This is a genomic window from Streptomyces sp. NPDC000075, from assembly GCF_040301925.1.
Taxonomy (GTDB): domain Bacteria; phylum Actinomycetota; class Actinomycetes; order Streptomycetales; family Streptomycetaceae; genus Streptomyces; species Streptomyces polychromogenes.
On record NZ_JBEPFL010000033.1, the window covers coordinates 13,013 to 35,832 of the forward strand.

The following is a 22,820-nucleotide window of genomic DNA, read 5'->3' on the forward strand; positions in this document are numbered from 1 at the left end:
TAGCCACGACCACTGACAACGGCCCCTGCCCCGCCCGTGGAACGGGCGGGGCAGGGGGACCGTCGGTGCGGCCGCGAGGGCCGCGGGCGGATCAGGTGTTGATGCAGGTGTTGCCGGCCGCCGGGTTGAGCAGGCCGACCACGTTGATCGTGTTGCCGCACACGTTGATCGGGATGTGGATCGGCACCTGGACGACGTTGCCGGACAGCACGCCCGGGGAGCCGATGGCGGCACCGCTGGCGTTGGCGTCGGCAACGGCGGAACCCGTGGCGCCGAGGATGCCGACGGCGGCCAGCACGGTCGCGGCGAACGCAGTTCGAATACGCATGTCACTCCAAGGTCGATGACGGACGTCGAACCTGGATCACACCGCCTCCGAGGGCCGTGTGCCGGGTATTCACCTGACCACCGGCGTGTCGCGCCGAAGGCGCCCGGCTCCGTAACCCCGGCGGGACGGCGGCCCGAGCCCTTACCCATTCATTCATCGATCAATCCCCTGATTCATTGATCCATCGGCCCATTCGTCGACGGGCGATGCGGAATCGGTCCCGCGTCGAAGGGTGCGCGACGGTGCCTCGACCGCCGGACGCCCTCCCGTACGGGGTTCTCCGTAAGTCGATATTTCCGTTTTCGGTCGCTGTTGCCCGCGGCTGTGGCGCCGATTGATTTTCCGGCGCGCGGGTATTGTGCGAGGGGATTTGCGGGGATCGGTCCGGGCTCGCTAATTGGCCCGGCTATAGCGGGCGGCGCCCGTCCAGATCCGTTCGAGCCTTACCCGGGTGCCGGGTCGGGGAGCGTGCCAGATCTCGTCGTGGCCCGCGTAGATGCCGACGTGGCTCATGGTTCCCCCGGTGGGGAAGAAGACCAGGTCCCCTGGTGCGCGTTGGGTGCGCGAGATGTGGTCGGTGCTCTCGTACTGGGCTTCCGCGGTGCGGGGGAGGTCCCGGCCGGCCGCGCGGAAGGCGTAGCGGGTGAGGCCCGAACAGTCGAATTCACTGGGCCCGGTGGCGCCGTAGACGTAAGGGGCGCCTTTCTTGGAGGCGGCGACGGCGACGGCCTTTATCCCGTAGAGGGATGCGGCCTGGGCGGGGGCGGCGGGGGTGAACAGTGCAGCGGTTACGGAGACTGTGAGGAACAGGGCCGGAGAGCGATGGCTCTCCCGGCGTTTTTTTGTTTTAGGCAATCGTGATACCTCCGCATTCAGATACTGCGTTACGGATCCCGACGACCGCCCATTTTGCACGAAACGTTCATGCGCGCGGTGTCGGACACGGCGTGAAATATCTCGGTTGGGCAAAGCGATAGGAGATCATATTCCTTCACTTTGTCCGACCAATCCGCCGTCGGATCCGCATCCCGCGCGGCGCAGCGCGGCACGGCGCGACAAGGGCACGACCCCTGGTAGGGCCCGGTGCGCACACAGGCCGGAAAACGCGAAAAGGCCGTCCCCGCACCGGAATCAGGCGGCGGCCGGCCTCATCTTCGTCCAGCCCGCCGCGAAGCCGAGGCCGGGCTGGGACGGCATCCCCCCGCACACGCGCCCCGCCCTCACGGAGGACGCCGGCGACCCCCGCCCGCCGGAGCCGTCACGGCCGCGGAGCGGGACGCCCCTTGCGGTTGGTGGACAGGAACTCCCGGAACACGCGGGCGGAACGCGGGTTCTCCCCGCACTGCCACACCCCGTGCGGGCAGTAGTCGGTGATGCTGTGGTACAGCGGCCTGTTCTCGGCGATCCACGCCAGCATCCGCCGCATGTACTCGGGGTTGTCACCGTTGCGGAACAGCCCCCACTCCGGGTACGAGATCCGCTTGTGGTGCGCCTTCGCGAACTCGACGTGCCGGCGCAGCCCGTAGGGCTGGTCGACCATCTCGTCGAAGGAGTCCCCCGGAGGCTGGTCGTACGAGTCCATACCGATGACGTCGACCACGTCGTCCCCGGGATAACAGCTGGTCCAACCGATCGCGTCCGGACCGCGGTTGGGGGCGAAGTCGAAGCGGAACCGCTGCCCCTCCACCGAGCGCATGGCGCTCACGACACGCCGCCAGTACCGCTTCCAGTTCTCGGGGTCCGGCTTGCACCGGTGGGTGTAGTTGAAGCCGTTCATCTCCCAGCCGAGCACGATCACGGTGTCCGGCACCCCCAGGCCCACCAGGCGCTGCGCCAGCCGCCGGAAGTGCCCGTCGTACTCCCCCCGGGCGCCGGAGCGGATCAGCTCGGCGACCCGGTCGTCGGGGACGTCGGCCTCGTTGCCCTCGAACATGGGCACGTTCAGGACGAACAGCCGGTCCCGCCGCTCCTTGCGCCACCGCGCCCAACTGCGCAGGGAATCGGGCGCACCCTCGATGTTCGCCCAGGTGTCCCCGGGCAGATAGGTGTGCCCGGCCCGCAGCTCGGTCCCCCCGAGCCAGCGCGACAGCCCCTGCATCCGGTCGACACCAGGCGAGCCATAGTGCAGATAGGCCCCCACGGCGACACCCGGACCACCCTGACCCCCGCCCGCCCCTCGCGGCACCGGCGCCGGTACCGGGGCCGTGGTGGCGAGCAGCGCCACCGCGGCCACACTCGCGCAGGCACCGGCCATCCACCGCCCTCTACGGGACATCGTCGTCTCCACACGCCTCGGGAACCGATGTGCTTGCCAGCGACGCTAGACACCCCACGCGCACCCCGCCCCGCCAGGACCCCGATCCTGAGCCATTCGCGGGAGCCGGCCCAGCACCGGCTCGCCCGCCCGGGTGACCCCGCCCCCTCCGGCCCGCCCGCCACCCGCCCCGAACCCCGGGCCGTGCGGGAGGACGACGCGTCCCTTCGGGTGAGCCGTCCCCGCGACCGGAACCGTCCGGGCCCGGGCCCACTCCCCTTCGGCATGAGTGCGAATGTGATCACCATCGAGATCCGGGGCCTTGAGCCCGCCGCCCTGAAGGCGGCGGCACAGATCGCCGCCCTGTTCCCCTCGACCGCTCCCGCCCTGCCCCACCCGGCCCGGGGCGAGAGCGAGGGCGAGGTGCTCGTCAGGATCCACGCGGACGTGGGCCGCCCCCCGACCGACGGGGACTACACGGACACCTGCGCCTGACCGCCCGATGAAAGGACGACCCGTGACGACCGACACGCGCATCAGCGACTTCTACTGCAACCAGGCCCTCAGCGGCAGGGTCCCCGTCGAACGGGTGATGGAGACGGACCGGGTACTGGCCTTCCAGCACACCAACCCCGCTCACCCCGTGCACATCGTGGTCGTTCCGAAGGCGCACGTCCCTTCCCTCACCGACCTCGGCACGGCGGACGAGGGCCTGCTGACAGAGGTCGTCAGAGTGGTCCGCGCGGTCGCGGCCCGGGTCGAACGCGAGCACGGCTCCTGCTCAGTGACCACGAACCTGGGCCTCTACCAGGAGTCCAAGCACATGCACTGGCACATCACTTTCCGGGGTGAGAAGCCGGAAGAGATCCGAGGGAAGTACGGACACCACGACGACAGCTGACACGGAACCGCCCGGGCCGGCCTGGCCAGTCGCCAGACCTTCCTCGTTCGGGACTACCCGGTCGGGCCTGGGTCTCCTTCGAGGACGGACCGGACGATCGGCTGCCGGCCACGTGCGCTGCTTGCGTAGCCGACGGGCGGCCCGGCGCGGACAGCCGAAGGGCCGGACAGTCGGCATCAATGAAATGCGGCCGGGAGACTCCTCCAAACTGGGTTACACGTGTAATCTGCGGAGGGCTGCGCGCGAGGGGTGCGGCCATCCGGCCCCGGGCCCCTGACAGCCCGGGGCCGCCCCCCTCGCACCTCGGGCGCTCCGCCATGACAAGGGCAGTCTCGCGTGCCCCCACGCGCTACTGGGCCGCCCCATCCACGGTGTGCACCGGCCTGGAGCCGTCAAGCCCCGCTGCCACTAACGCGTGTAACCTGGGAGGAAACTGTCGGTCGGACCCTGAGTCGGCCCGGGAGCGAGAGCGGGGCGAGGAACGCCATGGGGAAGAAGCCAACGGCGCCGGCCGTGGTCACGAGCGCGGACGTGGCGCGTCTGGCCGGGGTGTCGCGGGCGACCGTGTCCTTCGTCCTCAACAACACCCAGGCCCACCGGGTCAGCGAATCCACGCGCGCACGGGTGCTGGAGGCCGCCCAGCAGCTCGGCTACGTACCGCACGCCGCCGCCAGGTCGCTACGGGCCGGCCGGAGCAACCTGGTGCTCATGCCGGCGTCCGTGTCCGCGGCCGGACAGCTCGTCGCGTCCTGGGTCGACGACCTGGAGAGCGAGCTCGAGCGCCACGGCTACGTGCTGGTGCTGCACGCCGGGCGGTTCCCCGACCCGGTGAGTGCCGCCCGGGCGTGGGCTGAACTCCGGCCGGTGGCGGTCGTGGCTCTGGACGGGGACGGCCTGTCAGGCCAGGCCGTGGACGTGCTGACCCGGGCCGGGGTACGCGGAGTTCTGGCCTTCGCCTCCCGCGAGGTGCAGGGCGCCTACACCATCGACCTCGATCAGGAGCGCATCGGCGCGATGGCCGCCCTGCACCTCCTCTCCCGAGGGTGCCGCAGCCTCGGCGTGATCATGCCGAGGGAGCGCGGTCTGGCCACCTTCGCCCGTCCGCGACTCGCCGGAGCCGAAGGCGTTGCCGCCCGCAGCACGGCCACCGTCAGCGCGCTGGAGCTGTCCTTCACCCATGAATCCGCTGCCGAACTCGCGGGCAACTGGCGTGAGGTGGGTCTGGACGGGGTGTTCGCCTACAACGACGAGTACGCCGCGCTGTTGATGCACGCCCTGCGCGCCGCCGGTGTCTCCGTTCCGGGGGACGTGGCCATCGTCGGGTGTGACGACCTCGTGCTGTCCGCGCTGCAAGAGCCGCCTCTGACCTCCGTACGGCTGGATCTCCCCACGCCCGCGCAGGTGGCCGCCGCGCTCCACGACCTGGTGGAGCGCGGTGTGCCGCCGCAGGTGCGGGGCGTAGAGCCCGTGCTGGTGCACCGCCGGTCCTCCTGAGTCGTCGGGCCAGGCGGTCTGAAGGACCTCGGGACGCGCTGGCTACACGTGTTACCTCCCCCTCCTGGAGCCTGTGGCAGGGGCTCGAAGTCCGTCACCGCAGAGAGGAGTCGGTGCCTGCTGTTACGACGGCCAGGGCGTTGCTCGGCCCGTGTGCAGGTGGCCTCGCATCGATCACCTCCACCGCCCATCCCGTACCGGCGTCCGGTCCGGCTGCCACGGCTCGAGCGTGCCCCCTGGGCGTCAGCCAACGATCCGCTGACCCGCCCCGCCCGCTGCTCGCCGAAGTAGTCGGACCCTAGGCCCGAGGCGCGCCCACGCCGAGTCCGGGTGTTCCCCGGAGCGTGGACCTGATGTCGGCCGCACCGATGAGTTCAGTGCCGATCCGCAGTCCACACCCTGAATCACCCCACAGCGCGTGGGCCTGTGCCGGGAACGTTCCAGCGCGGGACGAAGAGCATGGAGGAGGCAGGGATGGGCGTCAACGACTCCGCGCAGGAGCGCACGATCCCGACGGGCGGGCAGGGCACGCGGGGGAGCGGTCCCAGGGTGTTGGTGGCGGGGGCGAGCATCGCGGGACCCGCCCTGGCCCACTGGCTGCGCCGACGGGGGGCGGAGGTGACCGTGGTGGAGCGGGCCCACGAGCTGCGTCCCGGCGGGCAGGCGGTGGACGCACGCGGGGTCGCCAAGGATGTCATCGGCCGCATGGGGCTGGACGCGGCGGTCCGCGCGGCGTGCACCGACACCGCCGGCGCGCACACCGTGGACGCGGATGGGCAGGTGCTGGAGACCTTCCGCGCGGACGACGACGGTGGCGACGGGTTCATCGCGGACATCGAGATTCTGCGCGGGGACCTGTCCCGGCTGCTCTACGACGACACCCGCGACGGCGTCGAGTACATCTTCGGCGACCGAATCGCCGAGCTGGCCCAGGACGCGGACGGCGTCGACGTGGTCTTCGCCGGCGGCGCCCGGCGGCGCTTCGACCTGGTGGTCGGGGCCGATGGGCTGCACTCGGAGCTGCGGGCGATGGTGTTCGGGCCGCACGAGCGGTTCCTCCGCCACCTCGGGCACGTGCTGGCTTTCTACAGTGTGCCCAACGAGTTCGGCCTGGACCGCTGGCTGCTCGAGTACCAGGACCAGGAGTCCGGGCGCTCGGCCCTCCTGCGACCCATTCAGGACGCCACCCGGGCGATGGCCATGTTCTACACGGCCTCGGCTGACTTCGACGTCGACCACCGGGACGTCGCCGCCCAGAAACGCCTGCTGCGTGAGCGGATGGCGGGCCTGGGCTGGCTGGCCCCGGACATCCTCGCGCACCTGGACGACGCCCCGGACTTCTACCTCGACCAGGTCGCCCAGGTGGTGATGGACCGCTGGTCGAGCGTGCGGGTGGGGCTGCTCGGGGACGCGGCGTTCAGCTCGTCGCCGATGTCCGGGCAGGGCACCGGGCTGGCACTGGTCGGCGCCTACCTGCTGGCCGGAGAGCTGGCCTCCGCCGAGTGGGATCCCGGCACCGGGTTCGCCCGCTATGAGGCGCGGATGCGCTCGTTCGTCGAGGCCAACCAGGAGATCGGCCGTTTGAACGCCCGCAGCCGCGACCTCCCCGGGCCGGACGCCGAGCCGCGCCCCGATTTCGCCGGCGAATGGTTCACCGACCTGATCGGGCGCGCGATCAACGGCATCGAGCTGCCCGACTACGCGGGGGTGCCGGACTCCGCCGGCCCGGCCTGATCCGCGATCACCTCGTCAGCCGGCCCGTAGGTGTCACGTCAGGGCGAGACCCGAACGCCTGGAAACCTTGAGCCGCTGGTGCTGTTCTGCCGCCCGTCAAGGCTCAGCTGTCCCTGGTGGCATCTCGCTCGCCTCCGGTCACGGTCGGTCGATTGAAACGGCGCCATCCCAGGCCGGACCACCGGGTCTGGGCTCCGGGACTGCCTGTGCGCGGTCGTGACGGGGGAGGCCCTGAGCGCACCTGTGATCAGCTCGGTCAAGCCTCGGTGAAGGTCGCTTCTACCGCGCGACCGGCAGCAGGTCGTCGGCGGTCACGGCGATCAGCGACGACCGGCTGTCCGACGGGTTCGGCCGGAGGACGACCCATCCCTGGCGTTCCCTGTGGCCGACGCCCTTGCTGCCGCCCCCGATGCCGATGTCGAACTCCGCGGGCCCCGGGGCGATCGCGGAGATGGCGCAGGGCGCAGGACGTGCGGTGGCGCTTGCGGGTACGCCGGGTGCGGGGCATCGATGTATCGGCGCCCCGCACCCGGCGTGCCTCGTCCGTGCCGTCGCCGGCCGGGCTCAGGCGCCCAGGTGGCGGGCGAGGAAGGCGACGCTCTCGGTGACCATCGGCGTTACGTTGGGGGCGCCGAGGAAGATGTGGTCGGCGCCCTCCACCGGCCTCAGTGTGACCTCTCCGCCCGCCTCCTGGAGGGCCTCCGCGAAGTCCTCGCTCTGGCTGTACGGGAGCAGTCGGTCCTCCGTCCCGTGGACGAGGAGGAACGGTGGCGGGGTGGCTCGGCCCACGTAGGTGACCGGGCTGGCGGCGCGGGCGAGGTCCGGCCACTGGTCCGGGGTGCCGCCCAGCAGGGAGGCGTACGGGTCGGGGAAGACGGTGCCGTCCGGTGCGGGCGGCACCGGAAGCGGGCGGGTGAGCAGTGCCCCGAGGTCCGTGGCCGGGTACCAGCTGACGACGGCCCGCACGTCGCTGTCCTGGTCCCGGACGCCGACACCGCCCTCCAGCGCGGCGGCCTCGTCGCCCGCGTCCGGGCGTACGAGTCCGGCGAGCGCGGCCAGGTGGCCGCCGGCGGACTCTCCCATGACGCCGATCCGGTCCGGGTCGATGCCGAGCTCGTCGGCGAAGCGGCGGACGTAGCGGACGGCGGCCTTCACGTCGTGGAGCTGGGCCGGGAAGGGTGCTTCCAGGCTGTGCCGGTAGTCGATGCTCACCAGCGCGAGCCCGGCCCCGAGGACCGTGCCGTGGAGCAGCTGGGCCGGCACGGTCGGCGGCGGGTAGCGGCGGTCGCCCTCGATCCAGCCGCCGCCGTGGATCCACACGACGGCCGGGATCGGGTCTTCGGCCGCAGGCACCTGGGCGTCGAGGAGGCAGGGTCGGTAGCCGAGGGTGACCGCGTATGTCAGGCCGTCGAAGTGGCGGGTGCCGTCCTCATCGACACGGGGTGCGGTCGGAACGCGGAAGGGCGGCGGGGGCCAGGTTCCGAGGTCGAGGTCGGCGGCGGGCGAAGGTGGTTGCGTCATTTCCCCCAGCTTTCTGTGGGCGCGTACGGGAGTCCGTGCGGGTGGTGCCGGGCGGGCGGGGCAGCCCTCCCAAGATCCAGTCGTTTCAGATGAATGTCCGAAATGCCTTGTGCTCATGGAGGGCCCCAGCTAGCTTCGTTACACGTGTAACACATTCGGCTTAGCTGAGTAAACGTCTCGCGCTCCTGCTGTGCAGTCGGGATGGTCGCCGAAGTTACACGTGACATCCCCTGCCTGTAGCGCCCCCTCCCCCTGGGAGTAATACTCATGCCCAGCCCCGCATCTGCCGCTTCCCCGGCCGCGCCGCCCGGCCCGCACCTCGCCGCCTCCCGGGCCGTCCCGGCGACCCCGGCCCAGCCACCCGGCTGGCGCCTCGCTGCCTGGGTGCTGGAGCTGGCGGCGTCGGAGGTGCCCCGGTTGCGGGCGGCCATGCGCCGCACGCTCCGGAGTTGGGGCGTGGCGGCGTCACGTGCGGAGGTGCTGCTCCTCGTCGCCACGGAACTCCTCTCGAACGCCGTCCGGCATGCGGGGAGTGAGGGCGGCGCATCGCGTCGTGTGCGCGTCACCGTCGCCATCACCGCCACCGTCGGTCTCCGCTCCGGCCGGCTGTGCCTGGACGTCGCCGATGGGGACCCTGCCCTGCCGTGTGTGGGCCCACAGGCCGGTGCGGGCGTCGGCGCCGACGCGGAGGGCGGGCGCGGCCTGCTGATCGTGAACTGCCTCGTCGGTGAGGCCGGTGGTCGCGTGGCGGCGTTCCGCGTCCCGTCCGGGAAGGTCGTCCGGGTTCGCATCCCGGCCGTCCCGGTCCCCTGCGGCGGGCTGGGGGAGGGCGGGGAGGAGCGGTGAGGGAGGGGGAGTGGTACCGGGCTGAGGTCGTCCGCCGCACATCCACGCGCCGACGCAGACGTCGCCCGGACCGGAGGGGCCTCCGTGCCCCGGCCGTAGGGCGGTGATCCCGCAACCCCGGTGCTCAGAGGGGGTACACGGGAGCGCGTGATGTCCCCGCACGCCCGGCGTGCGCTACCGACGGGCCGTGGGGGACCGGTCTCGGGCCCGTCGGCATGGGCCACAGGCTTCCAGAGTGATTGTCACTCTATTACCGCTAAGGGATGGCTCGCGTAGGTTCGCTGATCTTCGCGTGCTTATGCTTCACCCGCTATGACGGAAAGCCAGACAACTCGCGCTTTACGCGCATCAGTCGACGTGGTCGTCCTCGGCGCCGGCCCGGCCGGTCTGCTCCTCGGAAACCTCCTCCTCGCCGCAGGGATCGACTGCGTGATCCTCGAACGCGCCTCCCGTTCCCACATCGAGAACCGGGCCCGCGCCGGGTTCCTCGCCCCCACCACCGCTCGGATCCTGGAACGGCACGGCCTCGCCGACGGCCTGCACCGCCACGGCAGCCGGCACGGCACCTGCGAGTTCCGCACCGGCGAGGGCCGCTTCCGGCTCGACTACGGCGCCCTCGGCCAGGGCGAGCGGCACTACGTCTACCCGCAGCAGAACCTGGTCACGGACCTCCTGGGCCACTACCTCGACCGCGGCGGACGCGTCCACTTCGACACCGAGGCACTCTCCGTGCACGACGCCGACGGCACCCGGCCGTCCGTCTCGGCGCGCGAGCCCGACGGCCGCCCCTCCCGCTGGAGCGCCCGCTACGTCGCCGGCTGCGACGGCCGGCACGGTGCGGCCCGCCGCTCCCTGCCCCCAGGCGCCGTCCGTCACCACCACGACCACGGCGTGACCTGGCTCGGCCTCCTCGCCGAGGCCCCGCCCAGCCTCGACGCCGTCGGCTACGCCCTCCACGAGCGGGGCTTCGCCGGACACATGGCCCGCACCCCGGAGGTGACGCGCTACTACCTCCAGTGGCGGCGCGGCACCCCCGCCGACGCCTGGTCCGAACAGCGCATCTGGGACGAACTCGACGTACGGATGTACGCGCCGGACCACGGACCGCTGCACCGGGGCCCGTTCGCGGAACGCGGCCTCTTCGACCTGACCTGCGAGGTGATCGAGCCGCTGCGGCACGGCTCGCTCTTCCTCGCCGGCGACGCGGCGAGCCTGCTCGCCCCGGCCGCCGCGAAGGGCGCCAACCTCGCGGTCCTGGAGGCCGACATCCTGGCCGAGGCCCTCACCGGCGCCCTCACCCGGGGCGACGCCAGCGGACTCGACGCCTACTCCGACCGGTGCCTGGCCCACATCTGGCGGGCCCAGGAGTTCACCGGGTGGATGACCCGTCTGCTGCACGCGGCGCCCGACGCCGACGCGGATGCCGGATCGTTCTTCCAGGCTGGCCTGCGCCGCTCCCGGATCGCCTCGCTGCGCACCTCGCGCATTCACCAGGACTGGTTCGCCGAGAACTACGTCGGCGTCTGACCGAGCCGACTCCGCCCCCCGGCCCCGGCCCCGCTCGCCCACACCGCACCACCACCCCACCACCGCCTCGCCCTGCCCTGAACACCACCGGCTCCTGAGGACCTCCCCACGATGATGACGACGCTCTCCGACGAAACGATGCTGCTGGACGACACGGCCCGCCTGCGCGCGGCCGCCGCGTTCGTCCGTGAGCACGACAGCGCCTCCCTCCTCCCGCTCCTCCTGCCCGGCATCGGCGGCCCGGACCTGCGGGCGCTGGCCGGGCACTGCCACTTCGCCCACGCCGGGATGCTCGTCTTCCCGCCGGATGAGGAGAGCCTGCGGGCCCGCCTCGCGGACTGCGGGCTGACGGTGGACACCCCGTCCCACCCCAGCGTGGTCGTCCGGGGCCGCCTCGCCCGGCGCCACCGCCGCGACCCCGGCGAACTCGACGTGCGCATCCTGCGCCCGCAGGTGCTCGGCGCCGACGGGGAACGCCGCGCGGTCGAGGTCTTCGCCCTGACGGTGCCCCCGCACTCCGGCCTGGAGCGGATCGCCGCCCACGAGCGGGCCCACGGGCACGAGGCACACCTCGCCTTCGAGATCGACCACCCGGACCCCCTGGTCCTGCGTGGCCTGTGCGCGATCCTCGCCAGGTACGGAGCCCGCCCCGACGGTGGCGGCTACAACCCGCACGAGGACGGCACCGTCCTGTACTTCACCACCCCCGCCGCTGCGGCCTGTGCCTACCGGCGCCTTGAGCTCTACGCGCACGGCGACCACCGCGACGCCCTCGCCGCCCACCTGGACCACCCCGAGCCGAACACCCGCCCCTCAGCAGGCACCACCGCAACCGGCACCACCGCGACCGACCCCGCCACCACCGGCGCCCGTCCGCCCGCCGAAACGCTCCTCCACCTGCTCACCGGCGCCTGGAGCACCCAGGCCCTCGCCTCCTTCGCCCGGCTGAGCCTGCCCGACGCCATGGACACCCGCACCGCCCGCCGTACCGAGGACCTCGCCCGTCTGACCGGCACCCACCCCCGCGCTCTCGCCACCCTCCTGAGCTACCTCGCGATGCTCGGCGCCGTGACCCGGGAGGACCTCCCGGAGGAAGGATTCCGCCTCACCGAACTGGGCGCCCTGCTGCGCGCGGACGCGCCCGCGACCATGCGCCCCCTGGCGCTGATGTACGGCGGCCCGTTCTACCGTTCCTTCGGCGAACTCGACCACTCCGTACGCACCGGACAGGCGGCCTTCGACCACCTCTTCGGCGAGAACCACTTCGACCACTTCGCCCGCGACCCCGAACTCGCCGACCTCTTCGACCGGTCCATGGCCGCCGGCTCACGCATGTTCGGGCCGCTCCCCGACCACCCGGCCCTCACCGCCGCAGCCCAGGCACCCGCATCCGCCACGGTCGTCGACGTCGCCGGAGGCAACGGGGAACTCCTGCGCCGGATCCTCACCGCCCACCCCAACCTGCGGGGCGTCCTCCTCGAACGCCCGCACGCCGTCGCCGCGGCCCGCCGCCTGCTCGACGCCGCGGGCTGCGGGGCGCGCTGCGACTACCGCGCGGGCGACTTCGCCGACGTGCCCGCCGGAGGCGACGTCTACGTCCTCGCCCGCATCCTGCACGACTGGGACGACGACCGCTGCCGGGAGATCCTCGGCCACTGCGCCCGCGCGATGCCCGACCACGCCGACCTGCTGATCGTTGAACGGCTCCTGCCCACGGATGGTTCCCCCTCGCTGGCCACCGCCTGGGACCTGCACATGCTCTGCAACGTAGGCGGCCGCGAACGCCGCGCCGAGCATTACGCCCGCCTGCTCGCCGACGTGGGCCTCCACCTGCACGGCCACAGTCCGCTGCCCCTGGACGGCCACGTCCTGCACGTCCGCAAGACCCCCGCCCCGGCCCCGCGAAAGCCCTGACCTTCCGGCCACCTCCGGCCAGCCGTCCGTCACCAGTTTTTCTTAACACCCACCCACAAACACGCGACTTCTGCTGATGGCGACGGGCCCCGACAGTGGGGGCATGCAAAGGATCTGCGTCATCGGCGGAAGCCGTTACTTCGGAAAGCTCCTGGTCCAGCGGCTGCGGGCCGCCGGACATCAGGTCACGGTGATCAACCGCGGCTCCGGCCGCCCGCCCGCCGGGGTGGAGCACCTCGTCGTCGACCGCGACGACGAGGCGGCCCTCCGAGCCGCGCTCGGCCCCCGTACCTTCGACGTGGTCGTCGACCAGGTCTGCTACACCCCGGTCCAGGCCGCGATCGCCGCCCGCGTCTTCGCCGGCCGCACCCGCCGGTACGTCATGACCTCCACCATCGAGGTGTACGACCCGGCCACCGCCGCCGCGCTGCCGGCCGTCCCGGCGCACACCCCGGTGCCGGAGGACACGGTGGACCCGGCCGCCTGGCCGGTGACCCCGGACCTGCCCTGGCACGACGCCGCGTATCTGGAGGCCCACTACGCCGAGGGCAAGCGCCAGGCGGAGGCCGTCCTCACCCGCGCCGGCGGTTTCACCTTCGCCTCAGTCCGCAGCGCCCACGTACTCGGAGGCGGCGCGCAGGAGTTCACCGGCCGCCTGGCGCACTACACCGGGCGCGTCGAGCGGGGTGAGCCCGTCGACGTGCGCGCCGGGGAACTGCCCTCGGTGTTCATCCACTACGAGGAACTGGCGGCCCTCCTGCAATGGGCGGCCACCGAGACGGACTTCAGCGGTCCGCTCAACGCCTGCTCCGACGGCCCGCTCGACGTACGGGCCCTCACCGCGACCGTCGCCGCCGTGGCCGGACGGGAACCCCGCTACCGGGTGACCGACGCGCCCGCGCCGGCGTCCCCGTTCTCCTTCGACCGTCACTACGCCATGAGCAACTCCCGTGCGAAGGCACTGGGCTTCACCTTCTCCCACACCGCCGACTGGCTGCCGGACGCCGTCGCCGAAACCCTCGCAGCCCCCACCTCCTGAGGACCCCGCCATGCAGCACCCCCACCCCCGGCGCTCCCTCGCGGGCGTTCCCGTCGGCTCCATCGGCCTGGGCGCCATGCCGCTGTCGATCGAGCACCGCCCGGACGAGAGCCGTGCCGTCGCCACCGTCCACGCCGCCCTCGACGCCGGCGTCACCCTCATCGACACCGCGGACAGCTACCACTGGCACGCCGGCGAAGCCGGCCACAACGAACGGCTGATCGCCCGCGCCCTGGCCCGCTACGGAGGCGACACCTCGGGCGTCCTGATCGCCACGAAGGGCGGCCGCGGCCGCCCCGGCGACGGCAGCTGGACCGTCACCGGCACCCCCGACCACCTCAAGCGCGCCGCCCGGGCCTCCGCCGCCCGCCTGGGCGTCGAGGCGATCGGCCTGTACCAGCTGCACAAGCCGGACCCGTCCGTTCCCTGGGCGGAGTCCGTCGGAGCCCTGCGCGAACTCCGCGACGCGGGGACGATCCGCGCCGCCGGCATCTCCAACGTCACCACCGCCCAGATCCGGGAGGCGCACGAGATCCTCGGCGACGGGCTCGCCTCCGTGCAGAACCGGTACTCACCGGCCGTCCGCGACAGCGAACCCCAGCTGCGGCTGAGCGCCGAACTGGGCCTGGCCTTCCTGCCCTGGAGCCCCCTCGGCGGTATCTCCCGCAGCTCCCTCGACGGCCCTTCCGGCCCGACGTCCACGGGCACCGCCTTCCACACCGTGGCGGCCGAACGCGGTGTCAGCCCGCAGCAGATCGCCCTGGCCTGGCTCCTGGCCCGTTCCCCGGCCGTCATCCCCCTCCCCGGAGCGAGCCGCCCGGCCTCCATCACCGATTCGGCCCGCGCGGCCGGCCTCGTCCTCACCGAAGAGGAACTCACCCGCCTGTCCGAGCCGTTGTTCCCGCAGGAGGGATGAAGCCGGCCGGGGCTCCGACGCATGTGCGCTGCCTCCCGTTCCCGGGGCTGCCGGACGGGCGGAGCCGGCCGGATTCGAACCGGTGTCCTCGCGGTTTTGGAGACCGCGCGCGTCGACCTCTGCGCTACGGCTCCGCCCGCCCCGCATCCTACGCGGGGTGCCGAAGGTGCCGGGGGTGCTGGGGGGGGTGCCACGGGTGCCGGGGGTGCCGGACGACGGCTTGGGCATGTCCGATGAGTTCCGGCCCCGCCGCCGGTCTACCCTTCAGACCCGTTCGTCACGGAGGGAACCCCAGATGACCGGCACCACGACCTTCGATCTCGGACCGCAGGCGGCCCTGGTGGCCCGCCTCGTCTCCGGCGTGCCCGACGCCGCGCTCGCCGGGCCCACCCCCTGCCCCGCCTACACGGTGGGCGATCTGCTGGGCCACCTCGCGGGCCTGGCCGTCGCCTTCCGCGACGCCGCCCGCAAGGAGCTCGGCCCGACCACCGATACGCCCCCCGGTGAGGCCGTGCCCCCGCTGCCCGGCGACTGGCGCGAGCGGCTCCCGAGGGCCCTCGGCGAGCTCGCCGAGGCCTGGCGGGATCCGGCCGCCTGGACGGGGATGACCCGCGCGGGCGGGGTGGACCTGCCCGGCGCCGTCGCGGCCGCGGTGGCGGCGGACGAACTCGTCGTCCACGGCTGGGACCTGGCCCGGGCCACCGGCCAGGAGTACGTCCCCGACGCCGCCGCCCTGGAGGCGTCCCACTCCTTCCTGCTGGCGGTCGCCGAGGAGAACGGCGACGGGCAGGGCCTCTTCGGGCCCGTGGTGCCCGTACCGGACGACGCCTCCCCGCTGGACCGGGCGGTCGGTCTCAGCGGACGCGACCCGGGCTGGGGGCCGTAACGCCGCCCAGGCGGGACCGGATGCGCCCGGATCAGGAGTTGGCGGGCCCGGCCGGTTCCACCGTGACGGCTCCCCAGACCGGGGTCTGCGGGGCGGCCGGCCGCCGCCGGCGGACCACCAGCCAGGCCACGCCCAGGGGCACGGAGGCGAGCACGGCCAGGGCGCCGACGATGATCACCGAGCCGCCGACGAAGAGGGTCCGCGTGGTCTCCTCCCTCGTGAGGGCCACCCCGAGCACGTCGTGGACCGGTATCGTCCCGGCTGCCGACGCCTCCGCGTGGTGACGGGAGTCGAGGGAGGCGTTCCGGTTGTCGCCCAGCAGGAAGACGTGGCCCCGCGGGACGGACACCGAGAAGGCGTCGGAGGTGCCCGCCGTCGGGGCGCCGTCCTTCACGTACGGCTCGTCCAGGGGCTTGCCGCCCAGCGTGAGACGCGGGGCGCCCCGCTCGTACGCGATCGTGTCGCCGCCGACGGCCACCACCCGCTTGACCAACAGGCCCTCCAGGGGCTCGCCGTCGTCCCAGGCCTTCACCGTCACCAGGACCACGTCCCCGCGCCGGACCTCGTCCGGATCCTTCCGGAACAGCATCCGGGCACCCTGCGCGTAGCCCGGCTCCATGGCGGACCCGGTGTTCAGTACGCCCCGGTACAGCAGTCGCGGCGCCAGGACGCCCCCGGCGAGCATAAGGAATCCGGCCATGAGGAGCACGAGCGCCGTGATCCCCAATCCCCGCCCCGGCCTGCGCATTCTTTTCTCCGTTCGATTCGGTGTATGGCTGGAATCGTACGGTCGGGGAGGGGTGGAGTTGTCATGGCCCCGGTAGGAGCGGTTCATCCTCCGGTCATCGCCACGTTAAATACCATGTGAAATATCACATGGCATAACGCCTCGCTTGGCCACTCCGCCGGGTGGCGGCCCCCGACCCTGGAGCGAACTCCGATGAACCGCTTAGCACTTCTGGCCACCTGCGCCGCAGGCCTTGCCCTCCTGACGGCCACCCCCGCCCTCGCCGCCGCGCCCGCGGCCCCCGCCGAGACCGTCACCTCCTGCGGAGGCTCCGGACTCCAGGCCGGTCTGGCCACCCGGGTGTGCGCCGAGGTCACCGGCACCACCGTCGAGTTCTACGGCACGGTCGCCCTCGCGGGGCCGCCCTCCCCGGGCAGCCCGGCCCCCGCTCCCCGTCAGCTGTTCACGACACTGTCCGTGGAGGTCGTCGGCGGCGGCTCGCCCGTCGCGCACGACCGGCCGGTCGTCTTCACCGCCTCGCCGGTCGAGGTGCGTGCCCTCGCCGCCTCCGCCGCCTGCGGTTCGACCCTGCGCGCCGCCTTCGGCGTGGCCTCGTTCCCCTGGCCGGCCAGGCCCGTCGTCCACGAGGTCACCCTCACCTGCTGAACCCGCCGACGGCCGCCCGGTCCTGACGCAGGGCCGGGCGGCCCTGCGCCAGGCCTCAGGCCTCAGGCCTCAGGCCTCAGGCCTCAGGCCTCAGGCCTCAGGCCTCGGACATCAGGACTCGCGGTCCATGACCCGGCGGGCCGCCTCCGACTCGGCGGCGGGCGGGGACAGTTCGTCGAGGGTGTCGAGCTCGTCGTCCACCTCCAGCTCTTCCTCCCAGGCCGCCGCGAGCCGCTCCTGCTCCTCGCGCGGCCTGTCCTCGACGGCCTCCCGCTGCCGGGGGTCCAGAGCCGCCAGGAACCGTCCGACCGAGTCCGTCGGCATGCCGTTCTCCTTGTCGCCGTGCGCGCGGGCCGGCCGCCGTCCTGCTGCCGCGCCCGGCCCAGCATCGCGAAACCGGGCGGCCGCCGCCCGCCGACACGTCCGGCCACCACCCGAAGAGCGGCCTGATCCGGCCACGCCCGGCGCTTCAACCGGAATCGCCCCACCACCGCACTACGCTGATGGGTTGTTCGGCGCCGGAACGGAACAACCCGGGCAGACCCGGGCCCACCGGCGCTCCGGACGAATCCGGGAACGAGACGCGAGGGCCGATGGCAATCACACCAGGGCGCGGTGAACTCGATCTGCTCGACGACGACGACGATGACAACGAGAACGGCGACAGCGACAACAGCGACACCGATATCGAGGCCGACGCCCACGGGGAACGACACGACGCAGGCCCGCACGGAAAACCGGCCGGCGAGCCGCGCGGACACGCGCACGCCCCCGACGGGCCCGCCGCCAAATCCGCCCGGTTCTCCGCCGGGCCCCCCGCCCCGCCCCGCACCCTCGTCGACGTCTTCGTCGCCTCCGTACGCGCCCACCCCGACGAACCCGCCCTGGACGACGGCACCACCCGCCTGACCTACCGGGCCCTGGCCGCCGAGGTCGAACGCAGGCGCCGCGTCCTCGCCGCCTGCGGGATCGGGCCCGGCGACCGCGTCGGCGTACGGGTGCCGTCGGGGACCAACGACCTGTACGCGTCCATCCTCGCCGTACTGGCCGCCGGAGCCGCCTACGTACCCGTCGACGCCGAGGACCCCGACGAACGCGCCGCCCTCGTCTTCGCCGAGGCCGGGGTCCGGGCCGTCCTGGGCGCCGGCCCGGGCATCGAACTCACCGGCCCCCGCGCCCACGGCCGGGTCCGCTCCGCGCCTCCGGCGCCCGGGGACGACGCCTGGATCATCTTCACCTCCGGCTCCACCGGCCGCCCCAAGGGCGTCGCCGTCAGCCACCGCAGCGCGGCCGCCTTCGTCGACGCCGAGGCCGCGCTGTTCCTCGCCGACGAGCCCCTCGGCCCCGGCGACCGGGTCATGGCCGGCCTGTCCGTCGCCTTCGACGCCTCCTGCGAGGAGATGTGGCTGGCCTGGCGCCACGGCGCCTGCCTCGTCCCCGTCCCGCGTTCGCAGGTGCGCGGCGGCGCCGACCTCGGCCCCTGGCTGGTGGACCAGGAGATCACCGTCGTCTCCACCGTCCCCACCCTGGCCGCGCTCTGGGAGCCCGAGAGCCTCGACGAGGTCCGGCTGCTGATCTTCGGCGGCGAGGCCTGCCCACCCGAACTGAGCCGGCGTCTGGTCACCGAGGGCCGCGAGGTCTGGAACACCTACGGCCCCACCGAGGCCACCGTCGTCGCCTGCGCCTCCCTGCTGACCGGCGAGGAACCGGTCCGGATCGGCCTGCCGCTGGCCGGCTGGGAGCTCGCCGTCGTCGACGAGGCGGACGAGCCCGTGCCGATGGGCGGCAGCGGCCAGCTCGTCATCGGCGGCGTCGGACTGGCCCGCTACCTCGACCCGGACAAGGACGCCGAGAAGTACGCCCCGCTCGGCTCCCTCGGCTGGCCGCGCGCCTACCGCAGCGGCGACCTGGTCCGCGCGGAACCGGAAGGCCTGGTCTTCCTCGGCCGCGGTGACGAACAGGTCAAACTCGGCGGACGGCGCATCGAACTCGGCGAGGTCGACGCCGCCCTCCAGGCCCTGCCCGCGGTCGCCGGCGCGGCCGCCGCCGTACGCACCGCACGCGGCGGCAACCAGCTCCTCGTCGGCTACCTCGTCACCCAGGAGGGCTGGGACCACACGGCCGCCCTCGCCCGGCTGCGCGCCGAACTGCCCGCCGCCCTCGTCCCCCTGCTCGCCCCCGTCGACACGCTCCCGACCCGCACCTCCGGCAAGGTGGACCGCGACGCCCTGCCCTGGCCCCTGCCCGGAGCGGAGACCACGGCGCCCGCGGCGGACCTGCACGGCACCGAGGCCTGGCTCGCCGAACAGTGGACCGAGGCCCTGGGAGTACCCGTCACCGGCGCCGACGACGACTTCTTCGCCATCGGCGGCGGCAGCCTCGCCGCCGCCCGCCTCGCCACCCTGCTGCGCGTCCGCTATCCCGGCGCCGCCGTCCTCGACGTCTACCAGCAGCCCGTCCTGCGCAAGCTGGCCCGGCGGCTGGAGAAAACGGCGGGGGAGGACGAGGCGCCCCGGACCGTCACCCCGGTCCCGGTCCGCTCCCGTGTCCTCCAGACGCTGCTGCTGCTCCCACTGTTCACCGTCGCCGGACTGCGCCGGACGGTGGTGCTGCTCGCCCTGGGCAACGTACTGCACCGGCTCGGCCCCTACCCGTGGGCGCCCACCGCCCCCTGGTGGCTCGTCGCCGCCGGGGCGGCGCTGCTGCTGAGCCCGCCCGGCCGGCTCGCGATCGCGGCCGGCGGCGCCCGCCTGCTGCTGCGCGGGGTGAGTCCCGGCCGCCACCCGCGCGGCGGCCGCGTCCACCTGAGGCTGTGGACCGCCGAACGGCTCGCCGAGTGCGCTGGCGCCACCTCTCTCACCGGGACCTGGCTGGAACGCTACGCGCGGGCCCTCGGCAACCGGGTCGGACTCGAGGTCGACCTGCACTCCCTGCCCCCGGTCACCGGCATGCTCCGGCTCGGCCGCGGCTGCGCCGTGGAGGCCGAGGTGGACCTCTGCGGGCACTGGCTGGACGGGGACCAGCTCGTGATCGGCCCGGTCCGGGTCGGCGCGGGCGCGGTCGTCGGCACGCGCAGCCTCCTCTTCCCCGGGGCGCGCGTCGGCAAGCGGGCCGAGGTGGCCCCCGGCTCCGCCGTCGTCGGCCACGTCCCGACCGGCCAGCGCTGGGCCGGGGCCCCCGCCGTCAAACTCGGCCGGGCCAAACACGACTGGCCCCGGCAGCGCCCGCCGCGCCCGCCGGCGTGGCGCGCGATGTACGGGGCCACCGGCGTGGCCCTCACCGCCCTGCCCCTGCTCGCGGCGCTGCCCGCGCTCCTGGTGGCGGGCCGCTTCGTCCCCGCCGGCGCCGGGGCCGGCCCGGCCCTGCGCGGGGCGCTGCTCGCGGTGGTGCCCGGGGCGCTCGCCTACGGGCTCACGTACGCGCTGCTGGTGCTGGCCGGCGTACGGGTGCTCAGCCTCGGCCTGCGTACCGGCAGCCATCCCACGCACAGCCGCACCGGCTGGCAGGCCTGGGCCGTCACCCAGCTGATGGACCTCGCCCGGGACACGCTCTTCCCGCTGTACGCCGCCCTGGCCACGCCCGTCTGGCTGCGGCTGCTCGGCATGCGCGTCGGCCGCCGTGCCGAGGTGTCCACCGTCCTCGGGCTGCCCAGCCTCACCACCGTCGGCGACGGGGCGTTCCTCGCCGACGACACCCTGACGGCGCCCTGTGAACTCGGCGGGGGCTGGGTGCGGATCGGGCCGTCGCGGATCGGGCGGCGTGCCTTCCTCGGCAACTCCGGTATGACCGCCCCCGGCCGCAGGGTCCCCGACGACGGATTGGTCGGGGTCCTGTCCGCCACCCCGAAGAAGGCCAAGAAGGGCGGCTCCTACCTGGGCCTGCCGCCGGTCAGGCTGCCGCGCTCGGCGGCGACCGCCGACCGCGGCCGGACCTACGACCCGCCCGCCCGCCTGCTGTGGGCGCGCGCCCTGGTGGAACTCTGCCGGCTCGTCCCGGTGTTCTGCTCGGCGGCCCTCGCCGTCCTGACGGTCGCGGCGCTCTGCGCGCTGGCGGCGCCCGGCCGGCTGGGGCCCGCGGGGGCCGCCCTGCTGTCCGGGGTGGTGCTCCTGGCCGCCGGGGCGGTCGCCTGCACGGTCACCGTGGCCGCCAAATGGGTGCTGGTGGGCCGGCACCGGGCCGGCGAGCACCCGCTGTGGAGCGCCTTCGTGTGGCGCAACGAGCTCGCCGACACCTTCGTCGAGGTCCTTGCCGTGCCCTGGCTGGCCGGATCGGTGCCCGGGACGCCGCTGCTGACGCTGTGGCTGCGCGGCCTCGGCGCCCGCATCGGGCGGGGCACCTGGTGCGAGAGCCACTGGCTGCCCGAGACGGACCTGGTGGTGCTCGGCGACGGGGTCAGCGTCAACCGGGGCTGCGTGTTGCAGACGCATCTCTTCCACGACCGGATCCTGCGGACGGATACTGTGGTGCTGCGCGAGGGCGCCACCCTGGGCCCGGGCGGGATCGTCCTGCCCGGGAGCACGATCGGCGCCCGCGGCACGGTGGGCCCCGCCTCCCTCGTGATGGCCGGGGAGTCGGTCCCCGACGGCACCCGCTGGCTGGGCAACCCGATCGAGGCGTGGCGCTCCTGAACCCGCGTCCCCCGGCCGGCCGCCGGCCCGGGACGCCGCGACCCCGGCCCCACCGGGTATCCCGTACGAGCACGGCGCAGGGAGCGGAAACGGCAGTGAGCGGCCAGCAGACAGCGGCACCGGACCCGTACTTCCCGGAGAACGGCGACCCGCGCTACCGCGCGCACCGCTACGAACTCGCCCTGGAGTACCGGCCCGGACCCAACCGGCTCACCGGCCGGGCCCGGATCAGCGCCATCGCCGGCCCGGCCGCGCTCGCCGAGTTCCAGCTCAACCTGGCCGGGTTCCGGCTGGGACGGGTCCTGCTCGACGGCCGCGCCCCGCACTACACCCACCGGGCGGGCCGGCTGCGGATCCGGCCCGCCCGGCCGCTGCCCGCCGGCGCCGCGTTCACCGTGGAGGTGCACTGGTCCGGCAACCCCAAGCCGGTCCGCAGCCCGTGGGGCGGCATCGGCTGGGAGGAGCTGACCGACGGCGCGCTGGTGGCCAGCCAGCCGGTCGGCGCGCCCTCCTGGTACCCGTGCAACGACCGGCCCGCCGACAAGGCCTCCTACCACATCTCCCTCAACACGCCGTCCGCGTACACCGTCGCGGCCGGCGGCCGGCTGCTCACACGCACCACCGGGGCCAGCACCACCACCTGGGTGTACGAGCAGGCCGCGCCCACCTCCAGCTACCTGGTGGGCCTGTCCGTCGGCCAGTACCGGGCCGTACCGCTGGACGGCGCCGGGCCGGGCGCCGTCCCCCAGAGTGCCCACGTGCCCGCGCACCTGCTGCCGCGCTTCACCCACGACTTCGCCCGCCAGCCCGCCATGATGCGGCTGTTCGAGGAGCTGTTCGGGCCCTACCCCTTCGGCGAGTACACGGTGGTCGTCGCCGACGAGGAACTGGACGTCCCGGTGGAGGCCCAGGGCATGGCCGCCTTCGGCGCCAACCACGTGGACGGTGCCCGGGGTTCGGAGCGGCTGATCGCCCACGAACTCGCCCACCAGTGGTTCGGGAACAGCGTGACCATCGCCGACTGGCGGCACATCTGGCTCAACGAGGGCTTCGCCAAGTACGCCGAATGGCTCTGGTCGGAGCGCTCCGGCGGCCGCACCGCCCATGAACTGGCCGCCGCCGCACACCGTTTCCTCGCTTCCCGGCCGCAGGACCTGCGCCTGTCCGACCCGGGCCGCAGGCTGATGTTCGACGACCGGCTCTACGAGCGCGGGGGCCTGACCGTCCACGCGCTCCGCTGCGCCCTGGGCGAGGCGGCCTTCTTCCGCATGCTGCGCGACTGGGCCGTGGAGCACCGCCACGGGGTGGTGACCACGGCCGCCTTCACCGCCCACGCCGCCCGCTACGCTCCAGAACCCACGGACGGGCTCTGCGCGGCGTGGTTGGACGAACCGGCCCTCCCCCCGCTGCCGCCCCCGCCGCACGGCCCCTGACACCGC

Annotated in this window: 19 protein-coding genes and 1 tRNA gene; 13 read left to right on the forward strand and 7 right to left on the reverse strand. The window is 73.5% G+C overall.

All coding sequences use genetic code 11. The annotated features are described in order from the left end of the window. Positions 1–91: 91 nt before the first annotated feature. From ABT403_RS30215 to ABT403_RS30225, 3 genes are all read right to left on the reverse strand, one after another. Complete coding sequence (locus ABT403_RS30215; RefSeq protein WP_344166976.1) at positions 92–328, reverse strand: chaplin; 237 nt, start codon at positions 326–328, stop codon at positions 92–94. Between the two features lie 393 nt (positions 329–721). After that, on the reverse strand, positions 722–1,183 hold the full coding sequence (locus ABT403_RS30220) for a C40 family peptidase (protein ID WP_425580311.1): 462 nt from the start codon (positions 1,181–1,183) through the stop codon (positions 722–724). A 403-nt stretch (positions 1,184–1,586) separates the two neighbouring features. After that, positions 1,587–2,603, reverse strand: coding sequence for a glycoside hydrolase family 26 protein (locus tag ABT403_RS30225; protein ID WP_344166974.1), 1,017 nt, complete (start codon positions 2,601–2,603; stop codon positions 1,587–1,589). 264 nt (positions 2,604–2,867) lie between these two features. Between ABT403_RS30225 and ABT403_RS30230 the strand changes: the two genes are divergently transcribed. The 4 genes from ABT403_RS30230 to ABT403_RS30245 all read left to right on the forward strand — a co-directional run bounded on the left by ABT403_RS30230 (position 2,868) and on the right by ABT403_RS30245 (position 6,711). Beyond that, a complete protein-coding gene (locus ABT403_RS30230; protein WP_344166972.1) occupies positions 2,868–3,077 on the forward strand; it encodes a hypothetical protein in 210 nt (69 codons plus the stop codon). A gap of 22 nt (positions 3,078–3,099) precedes the next feature. Beyond that, a complete protein-coding gene (locus ABT403_RS30235) occupies positions 3,100–3,483 on the forward strand; it encodes an HIT domain-containing protein (protein ID WP_344166970.1) in 384 nt (127 codons plus the stop codon). A 486-nt stretch (positions 3,484–3,969) separates the two neighbouring features. Further along, a complete protein-coding gene (locus ABT403_RS30240; protein WP_344166968.1) occupies positions 3,970–4,977 on the forward strand; it encodes a LacI family DNA-binding transcriptional regulator in 1,008 nt (335 codons plus the stop codon). A gap of 474 nt (positions 4,978–5,451) precedes the next feature. Continuing rightward, positions 5,452–6,711 carry an FAD-dependent monooxygenase gene (locus tag ABT403_RS30245; protein ID WP_344166966.1) on the forward strand — a complete coding sequence of 420 codons (1,260 nt, stop codon included), beginning with the start codon at positions 5,452–5,454 and terminating at the stop codon, positions 6,709–6,711. Between the two features lie 564 nt (positions 6,712–7,275). Here the strand turns inward: ABT403_RS30245 and ABT403_RS30250 are convergent. Continuing rightward, the gene (locus ABT403_RS30250; protein WP_344166964.1) at positions 7,276–8,232 is read right to left on the reverse strand and encodes an alpha/beta hydrolase fold domain-containing protein; all 957 of its coding nucleotides are present in this window, start codon (positions 8,230–8,232) and stop codon (positions 7,276–7,278) included. Between the two features lie 267 nt (positions 8,233–8,499). On the opposite strand from ABT403_RS30250, the gene ABT403_RS30255 reads away from it, so the two are divergent. The 5 genes from ABT403_RS30255 to ABT403_RS30275 all read left to right on the forward strand — a co-directional run bounded on the left by ABT403_RS30255 (position 8,500) and on the right by ABT403_RS30275 (position 14,474). Further along, positions 8,500–9,078, forward strand: a complete 579-nt coding sequence (locus ABT403_RS30255) for an ATP-binding protein (RefSeq protein WP_344166962.1) — start codon at positions 8,500–8,502, stop codon at positions 9,076–9,078. Between the two features lie 357 nt (positions 9,079–9,435). Further along, positions 9,436–10,605: a 4-hydroxybenzoate 3-monooxygenase gene (locus tag ABT403_RS30260; protein WP_344166960.1), complete on the forward strand. Its 1,170-nt coding sequence runs from the start codon at positions 9,436–9,438 to the stop codon at positions 10,603–10,605. A gap of 111 nt (positions 10,606–10,716) precedes the next feature. Beyond that, positions 10,717–12,519: a methyltransferase gene (locus ABT403_RS30265; RefSeq protein WP_344166958.1), complete on the forward strand. Its 1,803-nt coding sequence runs from the start codon at positions 10,717–10,719 to the stop codon at positions 12,517–12,519. Positions 12,520–12,622: 103 nt separating this feature from the next. After that, entirely contained in the window at positions 12,623–13,558 is a 936-nt protein-coding gene (locus tag ABT403_RS30270; protein ID WP_344166956.1) for an NAD-dependent epimerase/dehydratase family protein, read from the forward strand. Positions 13,559–13,568: 10 nt separating this feature from the next. Further along, on the forward strand, positions 13,569–14,474 hold the full coding sequence (locus ABT403_RS30275) for an aldo/keto reductase (protein ID WP_344166954.1): 906 nt from the start codon (positions 13,569–13,571) through the stop codon (positions 14,472–14,474). Positions 14,475–14,533: 59 nt separating this feature from the next. Here ABT403_RS30275 and ABT403_RS30280 read toward each other — a convergent pair. Then, positions 14,534–14,608, reverse strand: a tRNA-Trp gene (locus ABT403_RS30280). Between the two features lie 161 nt (positions 14,609–14,769). On the opposite strand from ABT403_RS30280, the gene ABT403_RS30285 reads away from it, so the two are divergent. After that, positions 14,770–15,360 carry a TIGR03086 family metal-binding protein gene (locus ABT403_RS30285; protein WP_344166952.1) on the forward strand — a complete coding sequence of 197 codons (591 nt, stop codon included), beginning with the start codon at positions 14,770–14,772 and terminating at the stop codon, positions 15,358–15,360. A gap of 31 nt (positions 15,361–15,391) precedes the next feature. On the opposite strand, the gene lepB is transcribed toward ABT403_RS30285, so the two are convergent. Next, on the reverse strand, positions 15,392–16,060 hold the full coding sequence (gene lepB, locus ABT403_RS30290) for a signal peptidase I (protein WP_344166950.1): 669 nt from the start codon (positions 16,058–16,060) through the stop codon (positions 15,392–15,394). 240 nt (positions 16,061–16,300) lie between these two features. On the opposite strand from lepB, the gene ABT403_RS30295 reads away from it, so the two are divergent. After that, complete coding sequence (locus ABT403_RS30295; RefSeq protein WP_344166948.1) at positions 16,301–16,753, forward strand: hypothetical protein; 453 nt, start codon at positions 16,301–16,303, stop codon at positions 16,751–16,753. 111 nt (positions 16,754–16,864) lie between these two features. Here ABT403_RS30295 and ABT403_RS30300 read toward each other — a convergent pair whose 3' ends face one another. Beyond that, positions 16,865–17,077, reverse strand: a complete 213-nt coding sequence (locus ABT403_RS30300) for a hypothetical protein (RefSeq protein WP_344166946.1) — start codon at positions 17,075–17,077, stop codon at positions 16,865–16,867. 269 nt (positions 17,078–17,346) lie between these two features. Here ABT403_RS30300 and ABT403_RS30305 point away from each other — a divergent pair, with 269 nt between their 5' ends. Continuing rightward, positions 17,347–21,381, forward strand: coding sequence for a Pls/PosA family non-ribosomal peptide synthetase (locus ABT403_RS30305; protein ID WP_344166944.1), 4,035 nt, complete (start codon positions 17,347–17,349; stop codon positions 21,379–21,381). Between the two features lie 95 nt (positions 21,382–21,476). Continuing rightward, positions 21,477–22,814: a M1 family metallopeptidase gene (locus ABT403_RS30310; RefSeq protein ID WP_344166942.1), complete on the forward strand. Its 1,338-nt coding sequence runs from the start codon at positions 21,477–21,479 to the stop codon at positions 22,812–22,814. Positions 22,815–22,820 lie beyond the last annotated feature (6 nt).